This window comes from Paraburkholderia madseniana, assembly GCF_009690905.1.
GTDB classification, from domain to species: Bacteria; Pseudomonadota; Gammaproteobacteria; order Burkholderiales; family Burkholderiaceae; genus Paraburkholderia; species Paraburkholderia madseniana.
On sequence record NZ_VOSW01000009.1, the window covers coordinates 117,597 to 134,257 of the forward strand.

Annotated in this window: 15 protein-coding genes; 5 read left to right on the forward strand and 10 right to left on the reverse strand. The window is 62.8% G+C overall.

The genetic code is table 11. The features are described 5' to 3' along the window. Position 1: 1 nt before the first annotated feature. The 3 genes from FSO04_RS07075 to FSO04_RS07085 form a co-directional block, all read right to left on the reverse strand. Positions 2 to 1,222 (reverse strand): benzoate/H(+) symporter BenE family transporter, encoded by a 1,221-nt coding sequence (locus FSO04_RS07075; RefSeq protein ID WP_154558999.1) that lies wholly within the window; start codon positions 1,220 to 1,222, stop codon positions 2 to 4. Positions 1,223 to 1,266: 44 nt separating this feature from the next. Further along, entirely contained in the window at positions 1,267 to 2,442 is a 1,176-nt protein-coding gene (locus tag FSO04_RS07080) for a vWA domain-containing protein (RefSeq protein ID WP_154559000.1), read from the reverse strand. 75 nt (positions 2,443 to 2,517) lie between these two features. Further along, the gene (locus FSO04_RS07085; protein WP_054035023.1) at positions 2,518 to 3,360 is read right to left on the reverse strand and encodes an AAA family ATPase; all 843 of its coding nucleotides are present in this window, start codon (positions 3,358 to 3,360) and stop codon (positions 2,518 to 2,520) included. 423 nt (positions 3,361 to 3,783) lie between these two features. Here FSO04_RS07085 and FSO04_RS07090 point away from each other — a divergent pair, with 423 nt between their 5' ends. Then, entirely contained in the window at positions 3,784 to 4,152 is a 369-nt protein-coding gene (locus tag FSO04_RS07090; RefSeq protein ID WP_154559001.1) for a c-type cytochrome, read from the forward strand. 59 nt (positions 4,153 to 4,211) lie between these two features. Next, entirely contained in the window at positions 4,212 to 4,595 is a 384-nt protein-coding gene (locus FSO04_RS07095; RefSeq protein ID WP_154559002.1) for a c-type cytochrome, read from the forward strand. 136 nt (positions 4,596 to 4,731) lie between these two features. Here the strand turns inward: FSO04_RS07095 and FSO04_RS07100 are convergent, their stop codons facing one another. The 3 genes from FSO04_RS07100 to rsxB form a co-directional block, all read right to left on the reverse strand. Further along, the gene (locus tag FSO04_RS07100; RefSeq protein WP_154559003.1) at positions 4,732 to 5,166 is read right to left on the reverse strand and encodes a DUF1841 family protein; all 435 of its coding nucleotides are present in this window, start codon (positions 5,164 to 5,166) and stop codon (positions 4,732 to 4,734) included. Between the two features lie 200 nt (positions 5,167 to 5,366). Next, the gene (nth, locus tag FSO04_RS07105; protein ID WP_154559004.1) at positions 5,367 to 6,011 is read right to left on the reverse strand and encodes an endonuclease III; all 645 of its coding nucleotides are present in this window, start codon (positions 6,009 to 6,011) and stop codon (positions 5,367 to 5,369) included. 20 nt (positions 6,012 to 6,031) lie between these two features. Continuing rightward, positions 6,032 to 6,856 carry an electron transport complex subunit RsxB gene (rsxB, locus tag FSO04_RS07110; RefSeq protein WP_168435593.1) on the reverse strand — a complete coding sequence of 275 codons (825 nt, stop codon included), beginning with the start codon at positions 6,854 to 6,856 and terminating at the stop codon, positions 6,032 to 6,034. Positions 6,857 to 7,241: 385 nt separating this feature from the next. Here rsxB and FSO04_RS07115 point away from each other — a divergent pair, with 385 nt between their 5' ends. After that, positions 7,242 to 7,874, forward strand: a complete 633-nt coding sequence (locus FSO04_RS07115; RefSeq protein WP_154559005.1) for a TetR/AcrR family transcriptional regulator — start codon at positions 7,242 to 7,244, stop codon at positions 7,872 to 7,874. Positions 7,875 to 7,993: 119 nt separating this feature from the next. Here the strand turns inward: FSO04_RS07115 and FSO04_RS07120 are convergent, their stop codons facing one another. Both FSO04_RS07120 and FSO04_RS07125 read right to left on the reverse strand, forming a co-directional pair. Further along, positions 7,994 to 9,271, reverse strand: coding sequence for a polyhydroxyalkanoate depolymerase (locus FSO04_RS07120; protein ID WP_154559006.1), 1,278 nt, complete (start codon positions 9,269 to 9,271; stop codon positions 7,994 to 7,996). A gap of 179 nt (positions 9,272 to 9,450) precedes the next feature. Continuing rightward, on the reverse strand, positions 9,451 to 11,331 hold the full coding sequence (locus FSO04_RS07125) for a glycoside hydrolase family 15 protein (RefSeq protein ID WP_154559007.1): 1,881 nt from the start codon (positions 11,329 to 11,331) through the stop codon (positions 9,451 to 9,453). Positions 11,332 to 11,560: 229 nt separating this feature from the next. Between FSO04_RS07125 and FSO04_RS07130 the strand changes: the two genes are divergently transcribed. Further along, positions 11,561 to 11,806 (forward strand): hypothetical protein, encoded by a 246-nt coding sequence (locus FSO04_RS07130; RefSeq protein WP_054035019.1) that lies wholly within the window; start codon positions 11,561 to 11,563, stop codon positions 11,804 to 11,806. A 265-nt stretch (positions 11,807 to 12,071) separates the two neighbouring features. On the opposite strand, the gene FSO04_RS07135 is transcribed toward FSO04_RS07130, so the two are convergent. Continuing rightward, on the reverse strand, positions 12,072 to 12,224 hold the full coding sequence (locus FSO04_RS07135) for a DUF3096 domain-containing protein (protein WP_154559008.1): 153 nt from the start codon (positions 12,222 to 12,224) through the stop codon (positions 12,072 to 12,074). A 243-nt stretch (positions 12,225 to 12,467) separates the two neighbouring features. On the opposite strand from FSO04_RS07135, the gene FSO04_RS07140 reads away from it, so the two are divergent. Next, entirely contained in the window at positions 12,468 to 13,763 is a 1,296-nt protein-coding gene (locus FSO04_RS07140) for a lactonase family protein (protein WP_171925009.1), read from the forward strand. Between the two features lie 106 nt (positions 13,764 to 13,869). Here FSO04_RS07140 and FSO04_RS07145 read toward each other — a convergent pair. Continuing rightward, the coding region (locus FSO04_RS07145) for a DNA translocase FtsK (protein ID WP_154559010.1) at positions 13,870 to 16,661 on the reverse strand (2,792 nt) is incomplete at its 5' end.

Consider the following 16,661-nt stretch of genomic DNA (forward strand, 5'->3'; position numbering starts at 1 on the left):
TTCAGGCGCGCCGGGCGTTCAGCACCAGTTGCGTCAGTACGCCCGCCACCAGCCCCCAGAACGCCGAGCCGATCGACAGCAGGGTGAGGCCGGAAGCCGTCACCATGAACGTCACCAGCGCCGCTTCGCGCTGCTTCAGGTCCTGCATGGCGTTGGCGAGGCCGCTCATGATCGAGCCGAACAGCGCCAGCGCCGCAACGGAGACCACCAGCGCCTTCGGCAAGGCGGCGAACAGTGCGGCGATGGTCGCGCCGAAAATCCCGGCAATCAGATAGAAAATACCGCACCAGACTGCCGCGGTGTAACGCTTGTCGCGGTTTTCGTGCGCTTCGGGGCCGGTACAGATCGCCGCTGTGATCGCCGCAAGATTGATGCCGTGCGAGCCGAACGGCGCGAGCAGCAGCGAGGCGATGCCGGTCGTCGAAATCAGCGGCGCGGATGGCGTGGTGTAGCCGTCTGCGCGCAGCACGGCGATCCCCGGCACGTTTTGCGACGCCATCGCGACGACGAAAAGTGGAATGCCGATGCTGATGCTCGCCGCGACCGAAAACGCCGGCATCGTGAACACCGGGTGGGCGAGCGCGACGTGAAAGCGGCTGAAGTCGAGCAGCCCGAGCCCACCGGCGAGCGCCGTGCCGACGACCAGCGTCGTCACGATCGCATAGCGCGACGCGAGGCGTTTGACGATCAGATAGGTGAAGAACATCGCCAGCACGAGCGCGGTCTGAAACTGCGCCGCGCGGAAAATCTCGATGCCGATCTCGAACAGAATGCCCGCCAGCAAAGCCGAAGCGATGCCCGCCGGGATTTTCTTCATCAGCGTGTCGAACCAGCCGGTCAGGCCGACCAGGGTCAGCAACACCGCGCAGACGATGAACGCACCGATCGCCTCAGGGTAGGTCACATGCGGCAGCGACGACACCAGCAGCGCCGCGCCGGGCGTCGACCAGGCAATCACGATCGGTGCGCGAAAGCGCAGTGAAAGGCCGATCGTGCAGACGGCCATGCCGATCGACAATGCCCAGATCCACGACGAAATCTGCGCATCGGTGAGATGGGCGGCCTGGCCGGCCTGGAACATCAGCACGAGCGAACTGGTGTAGCCCGTCATCATCGCGACGAAGCCGGCGACGAGGGTGGACAAGGACGTATCGGCAAACGGTCTGAGCGGCCCGGGGTGTACGTCGGCAGGGGACAAAACGGGCGATGAAGACTGACTCATGCAGAAACTTTCTTATAGTTGGAGAAAAACGTGAACCGACCTGATTACTTGCTCAACATGCGCATCGCCGTTTCGAGTCCGGCGAGGGTGAGCGGATACATGCGATGACCGAGCACTTCCCGGATCGCGCTGACCGACTGCCGGTACGCCCACAAACCTTCCGGCTCCGGATTGAGCCACGCGTAATGCGGGAAATGATCGGCGAGGCGGCGCAGCCACACGGCGCCGGCTTCGGCGTTGTTGTATTCGACCGAGCCGCCCGGTTGCAGCACTTCATAGGGGCTCATGGTCGCGTCGCCGACGAAGATCAGCTTGTAGTCGGGCGTGAACTTGTGCAGCAGGTCCCACGTCGGCATGCGTTCGGCGTGACGGCGGCGATTGTTCTTCCACAGGAAGTCGTACACACAGTTGTGGAAGTAATAGAACTCGAGATGCTTGAATTCGGCCTTGGCGGCGGAAAAGAGTTCTTCGGTGCGCTTGATGTGATCGTCCATCGAGCCGCCCACGTCGAGCAGCATCAGCACTTTGACCTTGTTGTGCCGCTCCGGCACCATCTTCAGGTCGAGCCAGCCGGCGTTCGCCGCGGTGCTGCGGATCGTGTCGGGCAGATCGAGCTCTTCGGCCGCGCCTTCGCGAGCGAAACGGCGCAGGCGGCGCAGCGCGATCTTGATGTTGCGTGTGCCGATTTCGACCTGGTCGTCGTAGTCGCGATAGGCGCGCGCTTCCCACACCTTCACCGCCGTGCGGTTGCCCGCCGCGTCGCCGCCGATGCGCACGCCCTCAGGGTTGTAGCCACCGTTGCCGAACGGCGAAGTGCCGCCCGTGCCGATCCATTTGTTGCCGCCTTCGTGGCGCTCTTTCTGTTCGTCGAACAGCTCCTTCAGGCGCTCCATCAGCTTGTCGAGGCCGCCCATCGCTTCGATCTGCGCTTTTTCTTCGGGCGACAGATCGCGTTGCAGCTTCTTCTTGAGCCAGTCGAGCGGGACGTCGAAGGCGAGTTCCGAGGCTTGCGCGACGCCGTTGAAATACGCGCCGAACGCCTGGTCGAACTTGTCGAAATACTGCTCGTCCTTGACCAGCGTGATGCGTGCGAGATAGTAGAACTCGTCGAGCGACGGCGCGATCACATTGGCTTTGAGCGCTTCGAGCAGCGTCAGGTATTCCTTCACCGACACCGGCAGTTTGGCCGCGCGCAGCGAGTAGAAGAAGTCGATCAGCATGCTGTGTCCTCGGCGGCGGCGAGTGGGCGGTGCGCCGCGCTCATCAACGGGTATTCGCGATCAATCAACGGTTCATCAACGGTTGTTGCGGTTCATGAAGATCAGCCGCTCGAACAGGCTCACGTCCTGCTCGTTCTTCAGGAGCGCGCCGTGCAGCGGCGGGATGATCTGCTTCTGGTCGGACGAGCGCAGCGCTTCGGGCGGAATGTCCTCGGCGAGCAGCAGCTTCAGCCAGTCGAGCAGTTCCGACGTGGACGGTTTCTTCTTCAGACCGGCGACGTTGCGCAACTCGAAGAAGCTCTGCATCGCCGCGGCAAGCAGTTCCTTCTTGATGCCGGGGTAGTGCACCTCGACGATCTGCTGCATGGTCACCGGGTCGGGGAATTTGATGTAGTGGAAAAAGCAGCGGCGCAGAAACGCGTCCGGCAGTTCCTTCTCGTTGTTCGACGTGATGATCACGAGCGGGCGCTTTTTGGCGCGGATCAGCTCGTGGGTCTCGTACACGTAGAACTCCATGCGGTCGAGTTCGCGCAGCAGGTCGTTCGGGAATTCGATGTCGGCCTTGTCGATCTCGTCGATCAGGAGCACCGTCTGCTCCTCCGACTCGAACGCCTGCCACAACACACCCTTGACGATGTAGTTGCGGATGTCCTTGACACGCTCGTCGCCGAGCTGCGAATCGCGCAGGCGCGACACCGCGTCGTACTCGTACAGGCCTTGCTGGGCCTTGGTGGTGGACTTGATATGCCACTGCAATAGCGGCATGCCGAGCGCGGCGGCGACCTCTTCGGCGAGCATGGTTTTGCCGGTGCCGGGTTCGCCCTTGATCAGCAACGGGCGCTTCAGCGTCATCGCGGCGTTGACCGCGAGCTTGAGGTCGTCGGTGGCGACGTATTGCGATGAGCCTTCAAAACGCATGGCGAGATGCTCTTTTTTGGGAAAAAACCCAGTATAAGTCAGAAGGCCTGTTGGGCTGAATCAGCCTGGCGTAAGGTGTCACCCGCGGTGCTGGACGCCGGTTCACGTGCCTATGCGGCGTTCGCGAGCAGTCCGTTCGCCCTGCGTGCCCGGTGGGCGGGCGCGCAGGGCGTCGTGGGCCGGGCGGGCGGTGCGTAGCGGGCGGCACGAAGCCATGCGGAACCGGCGTGGCGGAGCAAAATGGCGCCAGCCGTGGTTTTGCGGCGGCCGGATACGCCTCTCGCCCCGCGCGGTGGACGTTCGGCGCGGCGTCGCGGTACAATTAGCCCGATTTTTTTGGCCTGCGTGGCTACCCTATAAGAATAACGGCGCGGGCCGTTGCCTTTTCGGGCGCCCGTTTCCCCTCAAGCCAGGTTACATGCTATGAATAAATTCGTCGGCAAACACGTCGTGATCGCAGCGCTGTCGGTGCTCGCGGGCTATGCGGCCAGTGCGCAGGCAGCGGATGTCGTCGGCAACGCGAAGGCGGGCCAAGGCAAGGTCGCGATGTGTATTGGCTGCCACGGCATCCCTGAATACCGCACGGCATACCCTGAGGTCTACCGCGTGCCCATGCTCGGCGGCCAGAATCAGGCATACCTCGAGAACGCCATGCACGGCTACAAGAAGGGCGACCGCCACTTCGAAACGATGCGCGCAATCACCGCGTCGCTGTCGGATCAGGACATCGCCGACATCGCTGCCTACTACGCAGCGCAAAATTCCTCTTCGAAGAGCAATCCCGACAAGTGATCGGCTGCGGTCATCCAACCGGTCACTCGGCTATTTATATTCGCGGGATAGGAGAATTCATGAATAAGCCCCAACAGGCACTCCACACGGTGTTCAAGGCTGCATGCGCGTCGGCGGCAGTCATCGGTCTGGTTGCAGCGAACGTCGCGCACGCCGCAGACGCCGGCAACGGCAAGGTGCTGGCAGACAGCCACAACTGCGCGGCTTGCCACGGCGTCAACCTGAACAAGCCGGTGAGCCCGGAATATCCGAAGCTCGCCGGTCAGCACTCAGACTATGTCTACTGGGCGCTGCGCCAGTATCAGATGGGCAACGGCAACCCGCACCTCGGTCGCAACAACGCGATCATGCAGGCGCAGGTACAAAGCCTGTCGCAAAGCGACATGAAAGACATCGCCGCCTACATCGAATCGCTGGACGGTGCGCTGGTGCAGAAGAAGTAATCGCACTGCGCTGTTTTCAGAATGAACGACACCCCGCTTCGGCGGGGTGTCGTGCTTTTGGGGCTGGGGTTTGGTGCCGGGCCAAGTTCCGCGGGCGTGCTGGCAACCGCTGGCCGCCATAGTCGACCGGATTGCCTCAGTCCCGCGTGGCGCGCCGCTCGATGCGCTGCAAATACGCGTCCGTGTCCGGCGGGGTGCCGGTGCGTTGCGCCTCCCAGATGGTTTCGCCGAGGCAATCCATGATCGCGTGCTGTGCCTCATGGGTCGAGCCGAGCCGGGCAGCAAGCCGCTCGTGCGCCGCGCGAATGCCCGGCGGCTGGTCGATCGACAACTGTTCGGTGATCGCCAGATGCATCGACAGATGCAGGAACGGGTTGGTCTGGCCGCGTTCGGGCGAGTAGTCCTGCGCCTGGGCGGTTTCCGTGCTGGTGAGATCGGCGTGATATTCCGGATGCTCGACGATCCAGTCGGCAGCGATCGCTTCGAGCGGTGTCAGAATCTCGCCTTGACGCTGCTTGCGCCAGGTGTCGGTGAAAAATTGGCGGACTTCGTCGCGGCTGGGATTGAACATCGTGGGAACGGTGCGTTGGGTGTGAGGCGGGTTGGAAGGGGGTGATTTTACGCCGACGCAGGGCGGCTTGCTGGCGGCGCGTCAACGGACCGAAGCGCGGCGGCGGCCGCGGACGCACTGAGTGCGTGCCGCGTACGCGCCGGACCAACGCGCCACGGCGATGCGGCGTCTGCTCGTGCGCTCGCCGAACGGTATCGCCCTCAAAGATCCGGCGGCGGCGTCTTGGGCCGGAATTCGCATAGCGGCTCGATCACGCAGTGCCAGCATTCCGGACGGCGCGCTTTGCATACATAGCGGCCATGCAGAATTAGCCAATGGTGGGCATCCTGCTTGAACTCGGTGGGCGTGAATTTCTCCAGCGCCGCTTCGACCGCGCGCACGTCTTTGCCAGGCGCGAGCCCGGTTCGATTCGCAACCCGAAAGATATGCGTATCGACAGCGATGGTCGGATGACCGAACGCCGTGTTCAGGATCACGTTCGCCGTTTTACGGCCGACCCCCGGCAAGCTTTCGAGCGCCTCACGATCCTCCGGTACTTCGCCGCCGTACTGGTCGAGCAGAATGCGGCAGGTTGCGATCACATTCTTCGCCTTGGTCCGATAGAGGCCAATTGTCTTGATGTAGCCGGCAACCCCTTCCTCGCCAAGGTCGAAGACCTTCTGCGGTGTGTTCGCGACCGGGAACATCTTGCGCATTGCCTTGTTCACCGACACGTCGGTGGCTTGCGCGGACAGCAGCACGGCAATCAGCAGTTCGAACGGTGTGGTGTACTCGAGCTCGGTCGTGGGATGCGGGTTGAGACTCTGAAGCGTCTCGTAGATGGCGCGGCGTTTGTTCGCGTTCATGCGCAGCGTAGAGTTAAGGGTTAGCGCTTCTTTGGCGGAGTGTCGGTGTTGTCCGCAGCGAGTCCGAGACGGCGGCGGCGTGCTTCGGCGGCATCGATCTGCGCCTGCACGTCGGCGCTGACGCGCTCGGTGTTCTGCGGACCTTGGCCCTTGGCGGCCAACTCTTCTTTCTTCTGGCGTGCACGCTCGAGCGCGGCCTGGATGATCGCGCGTTTCTTCGCTTCGGCGGAGTCCGCTGCAGGCGCGGCGGGTGCTGCTGCGGCACCGGTTTCCATCACCTGAGCGGGCGCGCTGCTGACCGCTCGCCGCGCTGCAGCACGCGCCTCCGCAGCTTCGCGTTCGCGTGCGAGACGGGCTTCACGCCGGTTGTGGCGCTCGCGCGCAGCGTCGGCCTGGCTCTGGCTCCATGCGTCCCAGCCCGTTGCTTCGCCCGTGACCGGCGGCATCGCAATGCAGTCGACCGGGCAGGGGGGCACGCACAGGTCACAACCGGTACAGAGCTCGGCGATCACCGTGTGCATCTGTTTCGGTGCACCAACTATTGCATCGACCGGACAGGCCTGCATGCACAGCGTGCAGCCGATGCAAACTTGTTCGTCGATAACCGCCAACGGGCGCGGCCGTTCGACGCCGTTGGCGGAATTGAGCGGGATCACCGGCTTGCCGAGCAGTGCGGCAAGGCGCGCGATGCCTTCGGCACCACCCGGCGGGCACTGGTTGTAGTTGGCTTCGCCATGGGCGACGGCTTCGGCATACGGGCGGCAGGCGGGATAGCCGCACTTCGTGCATTGCGTTTGGGGCAGCAGATCTTCGATGCGGTCTGCGAGTGTTCTGGAATCGGTCACGGTCACGACGTTGGGGCTTGCCTCGTGGCCGCACGGCGAGCCGTGCGCGGATTAGGGAAAACACGCGGCAGGCCGGGGCAACACAAAAGCGCTGCGAAAGCGCGCAAACACGCGCCAATATAGGCAAATACAGACACGAATAGAGGCGCGAATTTGTGCAACTGAGGCTGCAACTAAGCGCAAGCGCTGGGCTTGAACTAAATAGCACATTATCGCCGATTTCCCCAATTGCCATCCGCAATCCATGTGCCATAATCGAAGCGCTTTTTCGAAAGACCGCATAAGGGTGTTCCCCCAACCAGCCCGTTCAGTGCTGTCGGTGCAAGGCCCGAGGAGAGGCCGGCGGCGCGATCCGGATAACGCGGCTCACGAAGACGATGCCACCATGAATCAGCCGAAAATCAAAAGAGATCCTGAAGGCACGCGGCGCCGCATTCTGCTTGCGGCGGCCGAAGAGTTTGCAAATGGAGGGTTGTTCGGCGCACGCGTCGATCAGATTGCCCGCCGCGCGGAAACTAATGAACGCATGCTCTATTACTACTTCGGTAGCAAGGAGCAGCTTTTCACTGCTGTACTCGAGCACGCATTCAGCGCGCTCAATGAAGCGGAACGAACGCTCGAACTGAACGGTGTCGCACCGGTCGAGGCGGTGACACGTCTCGCGCATTTTGTTTGGGATTACTACCGCGATCATCCCGAGTTACTGCGTCTCGTCAATAACGAGAACCTGCATGAGGCACGCTACATGCAGAAGTCCACGCGCATCCGCGAAATGATTTCGCCGATTGTCGCCACGCTCGGCGGCATTCTTGAGCGGGGTCAACGCGCGGGGCTGTTTCGCACCAACGTCGATCCGCTGCGCTTTTACGTGACGCTGTCCGGCATGGGCTACTACATCGTGTCGAACCGCTTCACGCTCGAGGCGACACTCGGCCGCGATTTCAGCAGTGCGGGCGAACGCAGCGAACTCATTCAGATGAACACCGAGTTGCTGCTTGCGTATCTGTTGCGGAAGTAAGCTGCAGCGCGATCGCGCATCGACCGCATAAGAAGCGACGAAAAAGCGGCAAAACAGGCGTCAGAAACGACAACGGCCTCTGAAGAAGAGGCCGTTGTTTATCTCTGCGCGCGGGGTGCTCAGGCTTCGACTTTTTCCTTCGCTACCTTCGGCGCCTTGTTGTGCTCGAGGATGAAGTCGCGCAACTGCGGATAGATGATGGTGCGCCAGCGGCGGCCCGAGAAAATGCCGTAGTGGCCGCATTTTTCCGCGGTGAAGTGACGCTTGTTCTTCTCCGGAATGCCGCTGCACAACTCTTGCGCAGCGAACGTCTGACCGTCCCCGGAGATATCGTCCAGCTCGCCTTCGATCGTGAAGAGCGCGGTCTTCGTGATGTCCTGCGGGCGTACACGCTCGCCGGCGACGTCCCACGTGCCTTCGGCCAGGCTGAAGTCCTGGAACACCACGCGGATCGTGTCGAGGTAATAGTCCGCGTCCATGTCGAGTACGGCGTTGTACTCGTCGTAGAAGCGGCGATGCGCTTCCGCGTCGTCTTCGTCGCCGCGCAGCAGGCTCTGGTAGAAGTCCCAGTGCGAAGCTGCGTGGCGCTCAGGATTCATGGCCACGAAGCCGGTGTGCTGCAGGAAGCCCGGGTAAACCTTGCGACCCACGCCCGGGTAGCTCGGCGGCACCGTGAAGATCACGTTGTTTTCGAACCATTCGTACGAGTGCTGCGTGGCGAGCGAGTTGACCGAGGTCGGGCTCTTACGCGCGTCGATCGGGCCGCCCATCATGGTCATGGTGCGCGGCGTGTCTTCGCCGCGGCTCGCCATCAGCGAAATGGCGGCGAGCACCGGGACGGTGGGCTGGCATACCGAGATCACATGCAGATTCTTCGCGCCGATGTGGCGGATGAATTCCTGGATGTAAGCGATGTAATCGTCGAGGTGAAACTCGCCTTCTTCGAGCGGCACCATGCGTGCATCGATCCAGTCGGTCAGGTAGACCTTGTGGTCTTGCAGCAACGTGCGCACGGTATCGCGCAGGAGCGTGGCGTGGTGCCCTGACAACGGTGCGCACACCAGCACGACCGGCTCATCTTTCAATTGGGTAACAGCGTCACTGTCGTCCGCGAAACGCTTGAAGCGCATCAGGCGGCAAAACGGTTTTTCGATGATCGTTTGTTCGATGATCGGAATGTTGTGACCGTCTTTGACAATTTGATGAAGGTTGAACTCAGGCTTTTCGTAATCTTTGCCAAGCCGGTAGAGCAGTTCGTAACCGGCTGAGAGGCGTGTGGCACCGGGCACATAGGCTAACGGGCTGGCGGGATTCGCGAACGATTTCGACGCAGCCTGGGCCCAGGCGGTAAGGGGGCTCAACATCGCCCGTTGGAATTCGTGCAGTTGGTAGAGCATGGGTGCTCCGTTTAAGCGGTTCGCATGGGGCTTGGCAAACACGCGTGTGGCGTTGCGGCAGGCCGTATTGGTTGTAGGCACATTGATTTTCGGCCGACAGTCTGCTGGATCATACTGAACAAAGCGTACTTGTGCAATGCAGCAATTTACGCGCGGGCTGCGCGCAAACTGTCATTAAATCATGGTACTGACGATGCCGCCGCGCCGCTATCCGGGGTTGCCGCAGCCTCAAGTTCCTCTGTCATGGTGCCGTTATGCGGTGGCTGCCCGGTCGCCTGGGCCATCGCCTGTTCGTGCTTCATCAGGTTCAGGCCGGTGTGCACCAGCGCCACATGCGAAAACGCTTGCGGGAAATTACCGACCAGGCGTTTCGCGGTCGGATCGTACTCTTCCGCCAGCAGACCGACGTCGTTGCAGAGGCGGAGCAGCCGTTCGTACATCGCGACGGCTTCATCGATGCGGCCTTGCAGCGCCAGGTTGTCCACCATCCAGAACGAGCACGCGAGGAAGGTGCCTTCGCCAGGCGGCAGACCGTCGTCGTATTCAGTGGTGCGGTAGCGCATCACGAAGCCGTCGTGCATCAAGTCCTTTTCGATCGCCGCCACCGTGCCCTTGACGCGCGGATCCGTCGGCGGGAGGAAGCCGACCAACGGCATCAGCAGTACGCTCGCATCGAGCTGATCGCTGCCGTAGGACTGGGAGAACGCATTAAGCGCCGGATTCCACGCCTTCGCGCAGACTTCCGCGTGGATTGTCGCGCGGGTTGCGCGCCATTCATCGAGTGGGCCTTCCAGCTTGAACATTTCGGCGGACCGGATGGCGCGGTCGTAGGCGACCCACGCCATCACCTTGGAGAAGGTGAAGTGCTGGCGGCCGCCACGGGTTTCCCAGATGCCTTCGTCCGGCTCTTTCCAGATCGTGTCGAGATGGCTGAGCAACGCGCGCTGCACGTTCCATGCAGTGTCGTCCGCCTGCAGGCCGCCGACGCGCGCAAGATGCAGCGCGTTCATCACTTCGCCGTAGACGTCGAGCTGGCGCTGTCCGACCGCGTTGTTGCCGATCCGCACGGGTTTGGCACCCTGATAACCCGGCAGCCAGTCGATTTCGAATTCGGGCAGGCGCCGCTCGCCGGCGATCCCGTACATGATCTGCAATTGATCCGGCGCGCCGGCCATTACGCGGCCCAGCCAGCTGCGCCATGCGCGCGCTTCGTCGTAATAGCCGCCGCGCATCATCGCGAGCAGCGTGATGGTGGCGTCGCGCAGCCAGCAATAGCGGTAGTCCCAGTTGCGCGTGCCGCCCAACTGTTCCGGCAGCGACGTGGTGGGCGCGGCGACGATGCCGCCGGTCGGCTCGTACGCCAGCGCCTTCAGCGTAATCAGCGAGCGGCGGATCTGCGCGGCCCATTTGCCTTCGACCGTGCTGCGCGCCGACCATTCGAGCCAATGGTTCTCGGTGCGGGCAAGCGACGTGTGCGGATCGCGTCCTGGCGGAATGCGCAGATGCGAAGCCGCATAGGCCAGCGAAAACGGCACGCGCTCGCCTTCGCTCACCGTGAACGTCGCGATGGTTTTCATGTTTTCGCCGTGCAACTCGACCGGTGTGCGCAGCACGGCCGTGTCCGGGCCGACGATCGCCTTGATGCCGCTGTCGTGCTTCAGGCGATCCACCCACGGAATCGAAAAACCGTAGTCGAAGCGCAGCACCAGTTCCATCTGCATGCGCACCGTACCGCGTTTGCCGACCACGATCCGCACCATCTCCGACCAGCCGTTGCCCGGCGGCATGAAGTCGATCAGCGTGACTGCGCCTTCGGGCGTTTCGAAATCGGTTTCCAGAACCAGCGTCTCGCCGCGATAACGGCGCGTGATCGTGGGTGGCGTATCGGAGACTGGCGAAATCAGCCAGCGGCCGTTGTCGGGCGTGCCGAGCAGGGCGGCGAAGCACGCGCCGGAGTCGAAGCGCGGCCAGCAGAGCCAGTCGACCGAACCCTCGCGGGAGACGAGCGCGGCAGTGTGGCCGTCGCCGATGAGCGCATAGTCTTCGATGAGTGCGGGCATGGGGGAGCGTGTCTGTTTTAGGCGAGGCGAAGGCCGCCGCGCTGGGGGTCATTGTGTTACCGGACCCGCGCGATGCGTTTTGGTTCAGCGCGCAATGCGGCAAAACGCGGGTTGGTAATTGTCAAATCACTGCCTACAATCAATTTTCATGCCGATGCTCGGAGTTCGCCGGATCATGCGTCGGCCTTGCCCATGGCGCATGCAAAAGCCGTTTTCGAGGACCCAAGCAATGCTGAACCCGTCGAAATCCGATTGCATCACAATTCTCTCCGCCGCCAGCGAACTGGCTGACGATTCGATGTTGCCGCTCGAACATGGCCGGCTGGGCCTGAGCCGCAACGGAATGCTGGCTGCGGCGGCCTTTCTGATCGAACGGGCCTGCTTCCGCCGTCATCAGGAAGGTGACGGCCATTATGCCGTCGGCGGATTGTCGTTGCAGGGCCGTTTGCGGCTGGATCAGCTTTCGAACGGCTGACCGTTGCTCCGTTTCTGCCTTTCTCCATTGCGCGGGCTCGCGCAATGCGGCTGTCCGCAGTTGTCTCGCATCTGGCGCATTGCGTCCGATGCGAATCTGTCGCGCCCGTACCGCTTCGCTGTGCCACGTGTTGCATTGCCACAGCCGCTATCAGTACGCGCGCCATATCCCGCACCGGCCCCCCGTTCGTGCGAGACATTTCCGGGCCGGCACTGCGCCCGGTCGTGCGTCCCTTCTTGCAGCTTCCATGGCTGACTGCCGCCGCCTAGAAGTGCGACGACCCCATGCCGAAGATCCCAATGATGCCGATGATGATCAGATAGAGCGCGACGATGTAGTTCAACAGGCGCGGCATGACGAGAATCAGAATGCCGGCGATCAACGAAACCAGCGGGCCCAGGCTGAGTGTGACGTTCATGAAAACTCCGTAGTGTGAGATGGGTGAGACGCGGTTGAAAAAAACGCCCCGTCAGGCGGGACAATTGCTAAGCATGAACCGGCAGGCCGGCCAGCCGAACGCGGCCCGGCCTACGCGGCCCGCCGGATTCGCTGCATGATCCGACGCAACGCTTTTATACTTGCCTCGACAAAACAATTCGACCGATTGCGCGGCAGACCAGAGACACCATTACAACCGAATAACCGATGAAGAGGAGGTCATATGCTTCGTAGTCACCGTGCTGCAATGCGTGCTGTCTCAAGCTCTCCTTTGCCTTCTGCTGCTCAATCCACCTCATGGCGCGGCGGCCAGCCAGCTCCTCTGCGCTCCGCCCGCTCGATAATAAAAGGTTTCGTGCTCATGGTCTCGATTGTTGCTTCGCATGCGTTTGCGCAAGATTCCGGCCCGGCTCCCGCCGATGGCGTCTATGACATGCTGGTCGGCACTTACACGGCTGGCAAGAGCGAAGGGCTGTACGTCTATCGCTTCGACACGAAGACAGGCGAAGCGACCCGCGTGTCGGCCGCGCAGACGGTCAATCCGTCGTATCTGGTGGTGAGCCGTGACCGGCGCTTCGTCTATGCGGTCAACGAATTGCCCGGCGACAACGGCCCGGCCACGCAGCGCGGTGGCATCAGCGCGTTTCGCTTCGATGCCGCGAGCGGCCAACTGAGCTTTCTCAACAAGGTCTCGTCGGACGGCAATGACCCGTGCTATCTGAGCCTGTCGCCGGACGGCAAATATCTGCTGACCGCGAACTACTCGGTGGCGGCCGACCCGGGCGGCAGCTTCGCGGTGTTCCCATTGCAGGCGGACGGCCAGGTGGGCGCGTCGGTGCTCACGGTGCATCATGAAGGCGGCGGTCCTGTGAAGGGACGTCAAGACAACTCGCACGTTCACTCAACCGTGTTCTCGCCGGACGGTCACTACCTGTTCGCGCAGGACCTTGGCGCCGACAAGCTGTATTCGTACCGCTACACGCCGGACGGCAGCCGCGGCCTGCTCGGCCCGACCGATTGGCGCTACACCCAGGAAAAAGCAGGCACGGGCCCGCGTCACCTGGTGTTCGGCGCGGACGGCAAGCATGCCTATCTGACTAGCGAACTGGCTGCTACGGTCAGCACCTTCAATTACGCCGACGGCAAGCTCACGCAGGTGCAAACGAGTTCGCTGATCGAGCCCGGCTTCAAGGGCGCAGTAGGCGCCGCGGCCATTCATCTGTCGCCGGACGGACGCTTCCTTTACGCCACCAATCGCGGCGATGCGAACGAGATCGTGATCTTCTCGGTTGATCCGGCCAACGGCCATCTGAAGAAGATCGGGCACCAGTCGAGCCTCGGCAAGTCGCCGCGCGAATTCGCGATCGACCCGACCGGCAACTGGCTGATCGTCGGCAATCAGAACAGCGGCACCGTGTATGTGTTCAAGCGCGATCAACAGAGTGGGTTGCTCGAAGCGAATCCGAAACGTATCGAGATCGATTCGCCGGTGGACTTCAAGCTGGTGTCGCCGTCGTGAGGTGGGTTGCTGACGATCTGAATCCGCGCGTTGAATAAAAAACGGGTCGCTTCGAGCGACCCGTTTTTTTGTCTGGCTTTGGTTGGCGGCTACCGGCCCGTCCCGTTTATTCCGCCGGTCCCGGTGCAAGCACCTCACGGCTGCCGTTGATGCCCATCGCGGACACCAGGCCCGCCGTCTCCATCTGCTCGACGAGGCGCGCCGCGCGGTTATAGCCGATGCGCAATTGCCGCTGCACCGACGAGATCGACGCGCGCCGCGTGCGCACCACGAAGGCGACGGCTTCGTCGTAAAGCGGATCGGCTTCGGCATCCGGCGTGTCGCCGAACAGATCGGGCGACGCACCTTCACTGGCCGGGCCGTCGAGAATGCCTTCCTCGTATTGCGGTTCGCCGAACTGCTTCAGATACTCGACGATCCGGTGCACTTCCTCGTCGGCGACGAACGCGCCGTGCACGCGCTGCGGGTAGCCCGTGCCCGGCGGCAGGAACAGCATGTCGCCCTGGCCGAGCAGCGATTCGGCGCCCATCTGATCGAGAATCGTGCGCGAGTCGATCTTCGACGACACCTGGAACGCCACGCGCGTCGGAATGTTCGCCTTGATGAGGCCGGTGATCACGTCCACCGACGGACGCTGCGTCGCCAGAATCAGGTGAATGCCGGCGGCGCGCGCTTTCTGCGCGAGACGCGCGATCAGTTCTTCGATCTTCTTGCCGGCGACCATCATCAGGTCGGCCAACTCGTCGATCACCACCACAATCAGCGGCAGCGGCGCGAGCGGCTCGGGTGCGTCCGGGGTCAGCGAGAACGGGTTGCCGAGCTTCTTGCCCTTGGCTTCCGTATCGCGGATCTTCTGATTGAAGCCGGCCAGGTTGCGCACGCCGACCGCGGACATCAGACGGTAGCGCTTTTCCATTTCGCCGACACACCAGTTCAGCGCGTTGGCTGCCAGCTTCATGTCGGTGACGACCGGCGCGAGCAGATGCGGAATGCCTTCGTACACCGACAGTTCCAGCATCTTCGGATCGATCATGATGAGCCGCACTTCTTCGGGCGTCGCCTTGTAAAGCAGCGAGCAGATCATCGCGTTGATCGCCACCGATTTGCCCGAACCCGTTGTGCCCGCAACCAGCATGTGCGGCGCCTTCGCCAGATCGGCGACCACCGGATGGCCGGTGATGTCCTTACCCATCGCCAGCGTCAACTGCGAATGCGAGTTCTGGTAGACGCTGGCTTCGAGGATTTCGGACAGGCGAATCGTCTGCCGCTTGGCATTCGGCAACTCGAGGCCCATGCAGGTCTTGCCGGGAATCGTTTCGACCACGCGAATCGACGTGAGACCGAGGCCGCGCGACAAGTCCTTCATCAGGCCGACGATCTGACTGCCGCGCACGCCGAGCGCCGGCTCGACTTCGAAGCGCGTGATGACCGGGCCGGCCGAATGGCCGACCACGGTGACCGGCACCTTGAATTCCTGCAGACGCTGCTCGATCAGCAGGCCGGTTTCGATGAGCTTTTCTTCCGAAACGGGTTCGACGTCGGTGTCGGCGCGCGCGAGCAGATCAAGCGTCGGCAGCTCGACCATCGATGCCGCGGGCGCGCGGAATTCGAAGCCGTTGGCGGGGATGTGGCCGCGCAGCGGTGTGCGCTGGATTGCGGGTTCGGCGGGTTCAGCGGGGTCTGCAGGGTCGGTGCGCTCGGTCGAGGGTTCGTCGACGATGGTGGCCGAGGTCGCTGGTGCTGCCTGAACTGCGAAGCCAGGGAAACGAACCACGTTCGACGCGTGCGATACGGCGCTTTGCGGTTCTACTGCGGCAACGATGGCCGAAGCGTCCGAGGCGGCCGACGGGTTCAAATCGTCGGCTACGTCCACTGTTTCCAATGCGTCCGATACATCCGATAGGGCAGGGGCGTTCGTCATTGCCGCGTCGACTGGCGCGACAGCATCGATGCTGGTTTCCCAGGGCGCGAGCGGTTTTTCGATGACGACTTCGGCAACCGGCACGGACGTCGCGCTGTGCGCTTGCGTCGGTTCGTCTTCGACGAACGGCGGCACGTCCGTTTGCGCGTCACTGGCTTCCAGTTGGGCTGCGAAGATTTGAAATGGCGTTGGCGTTGGCACCGGCGCTGCATACTGCGTGGCTGGCGTGTGTGTCGCAACCAACGGCGCCTGGATAACCGGCGGTTCAATCGGCCATTGCACGACAGGCTCGGTATCGTCCTCGACCGGCGCTTCAGAGGCGCCTTCGATTCGCGGCGTTTCGACGGGCGATTGCGTCGCTGCATGGTGGTCCGGCGCAGCCTCGACTACGTCCTGCAAAGGCGCGCTTACATCCGGCACCGCGGCCATTTCGACTTCGTTCGCATGTGAAGACGAAGCTACGTCCGATTGCCCAGCCTCGACCGGTGGCTCGGTACCCGTCAGAGCGTCCAGAGTCGTCGTGACCATCGCGTTTTCCGCGCCGCTGCTGCGCGCGAGGCTGACGCCGGCGATGTCGGTCCAGCGCGCGGCGTTTTCGGCGATGCTGCGAAGCGTCTCCTGGACGCTGGCGGGCGGCGTGACCTTCTGCGCGGTGGCCATCGGCCGTGTATAGCTCGGTGCCGGTGCGCTGAACGAAGCCGGATGCCGCGTTGTCTGCGCTGGCGTGTTGTTGGGGTTCGCGCGCGGAGCGGGCGAGAACGGCTGCTGGGCAGCCGTCGAGCGACTTCCCGAAGATCCTGCACTGGCGGCTGAACCCGGCGCCGTCGACGGACGGCCTGCGTCAGCCGAGGCGTTCGCCGCCGAACCGGCTACCGAGCCTGACACCATCCGCGTTGCCGCGAAGGCGTGCGCCGCTTGCCCTGCAGCAGCCGGCGCAGCGGCTGCGCCCCCGAAACCCGCCACACCCGCCACGCCCC

What these genes read in the sequence shown, in the direction of transcription:
- FSO04_RS07075 (WP_154558999.1), bottom strand. Translation starts at nt 1,222, where the DNA reads ATGAGTCAGTCTTCATCGCCCGTTTTGTCCCCTGCCGACGTACACCCC.
- FSO04_RS07080 (WP_154559000.1), bottom strand. Translation starts at nt 2,442, where the DNA reads ATGCTGATCGACTTCTTCTACTCGCTGCGCGCGGCCAAACTGCCGGTG.
- FSO04_RS07085 (WP_054035023.1), bottom strand. Translation starts at nt 3,360, where the DNA reads ATGCGTTTTGAAGGCTCATCGCAATACGTCGCCACCGACGACCTCAAG.
- FSO04_RS07090 (WP_154559001.1), top strand. Translation starts at nt 3,784, where the DNA reads ATGAATAAATTCGTCGGCAAACACGTCGTGATCGCAGCGCTGTCGGTG.
- FSO04_RS07095 (WP_154559002.1), top strand. Translation starts at nt 4,212, where the DNA reads ATGAATAAGCCCCAACAGGCACTCCACACGGTGTTCAAGGCTGCATGC.
- FSO04_RS07100 (WP_154559003.1), bottom strand. Translation starts at nt 5,166, where the DNA reads ATGTTCAATCCCAGCCGCGACGAAGTCCGCCAATTTTTCACCGACACC.
- nth (WP_154559004.1), bottom strand. Translation starts at nt 6,011, where the DNA reads ATGAACGCGAACAAACGCCGCGCCATCTACGAGACGCTTCAGAGTCTC.
- FSO04_RS07115 (WP_154559005.1), top strand. Translation starts at nt 7,242, where the DNA reads ATGAATCAGCCGAAAATCAAAAGAGATCCTGAAGGCACGCGGCGCCGC.
- FSO04_RS07120 (WP_154559006.1), bottom strand. Translation starts at nt 9,271, where the DNA reads ATGCTCTACCAACTGCACGAATTCCAACGGGCGATGTTGAGCCCCCTT.
- FSO04_RS07125 (WP_154559007.1), bottom strand. Translation starts at nt 11,331, where the DNA reads ATGCCCGCACTCATCGAAGACTATGCGCTCATCGGCGACGGCCACACT.
- FSO04_RS07130 (WP_054035019.1), top strand. Translation starts at nt 11,561, where the DNA reads ATGCTGAACCCGTCGAAATCCGATTGCATCACAATTCTCTCCGCCGCC.
- FSO04_RS07135 (WP_154559008.1), bottom strand. Translation starts at nt 12,224, where the DNA reads ATGAACGTCACACTCAGCCTGGGCCCGCTGGTTTCGTTGATCGCCGGC.
- FSO04_RS07140 (WP_171925009.1), top strand. Translation starts at nt 12,468, where the DNA reads ATGCTTCGTAGTCACCGTGCTGCAATGCGTGCTGTCTCAAGCTCTCCT.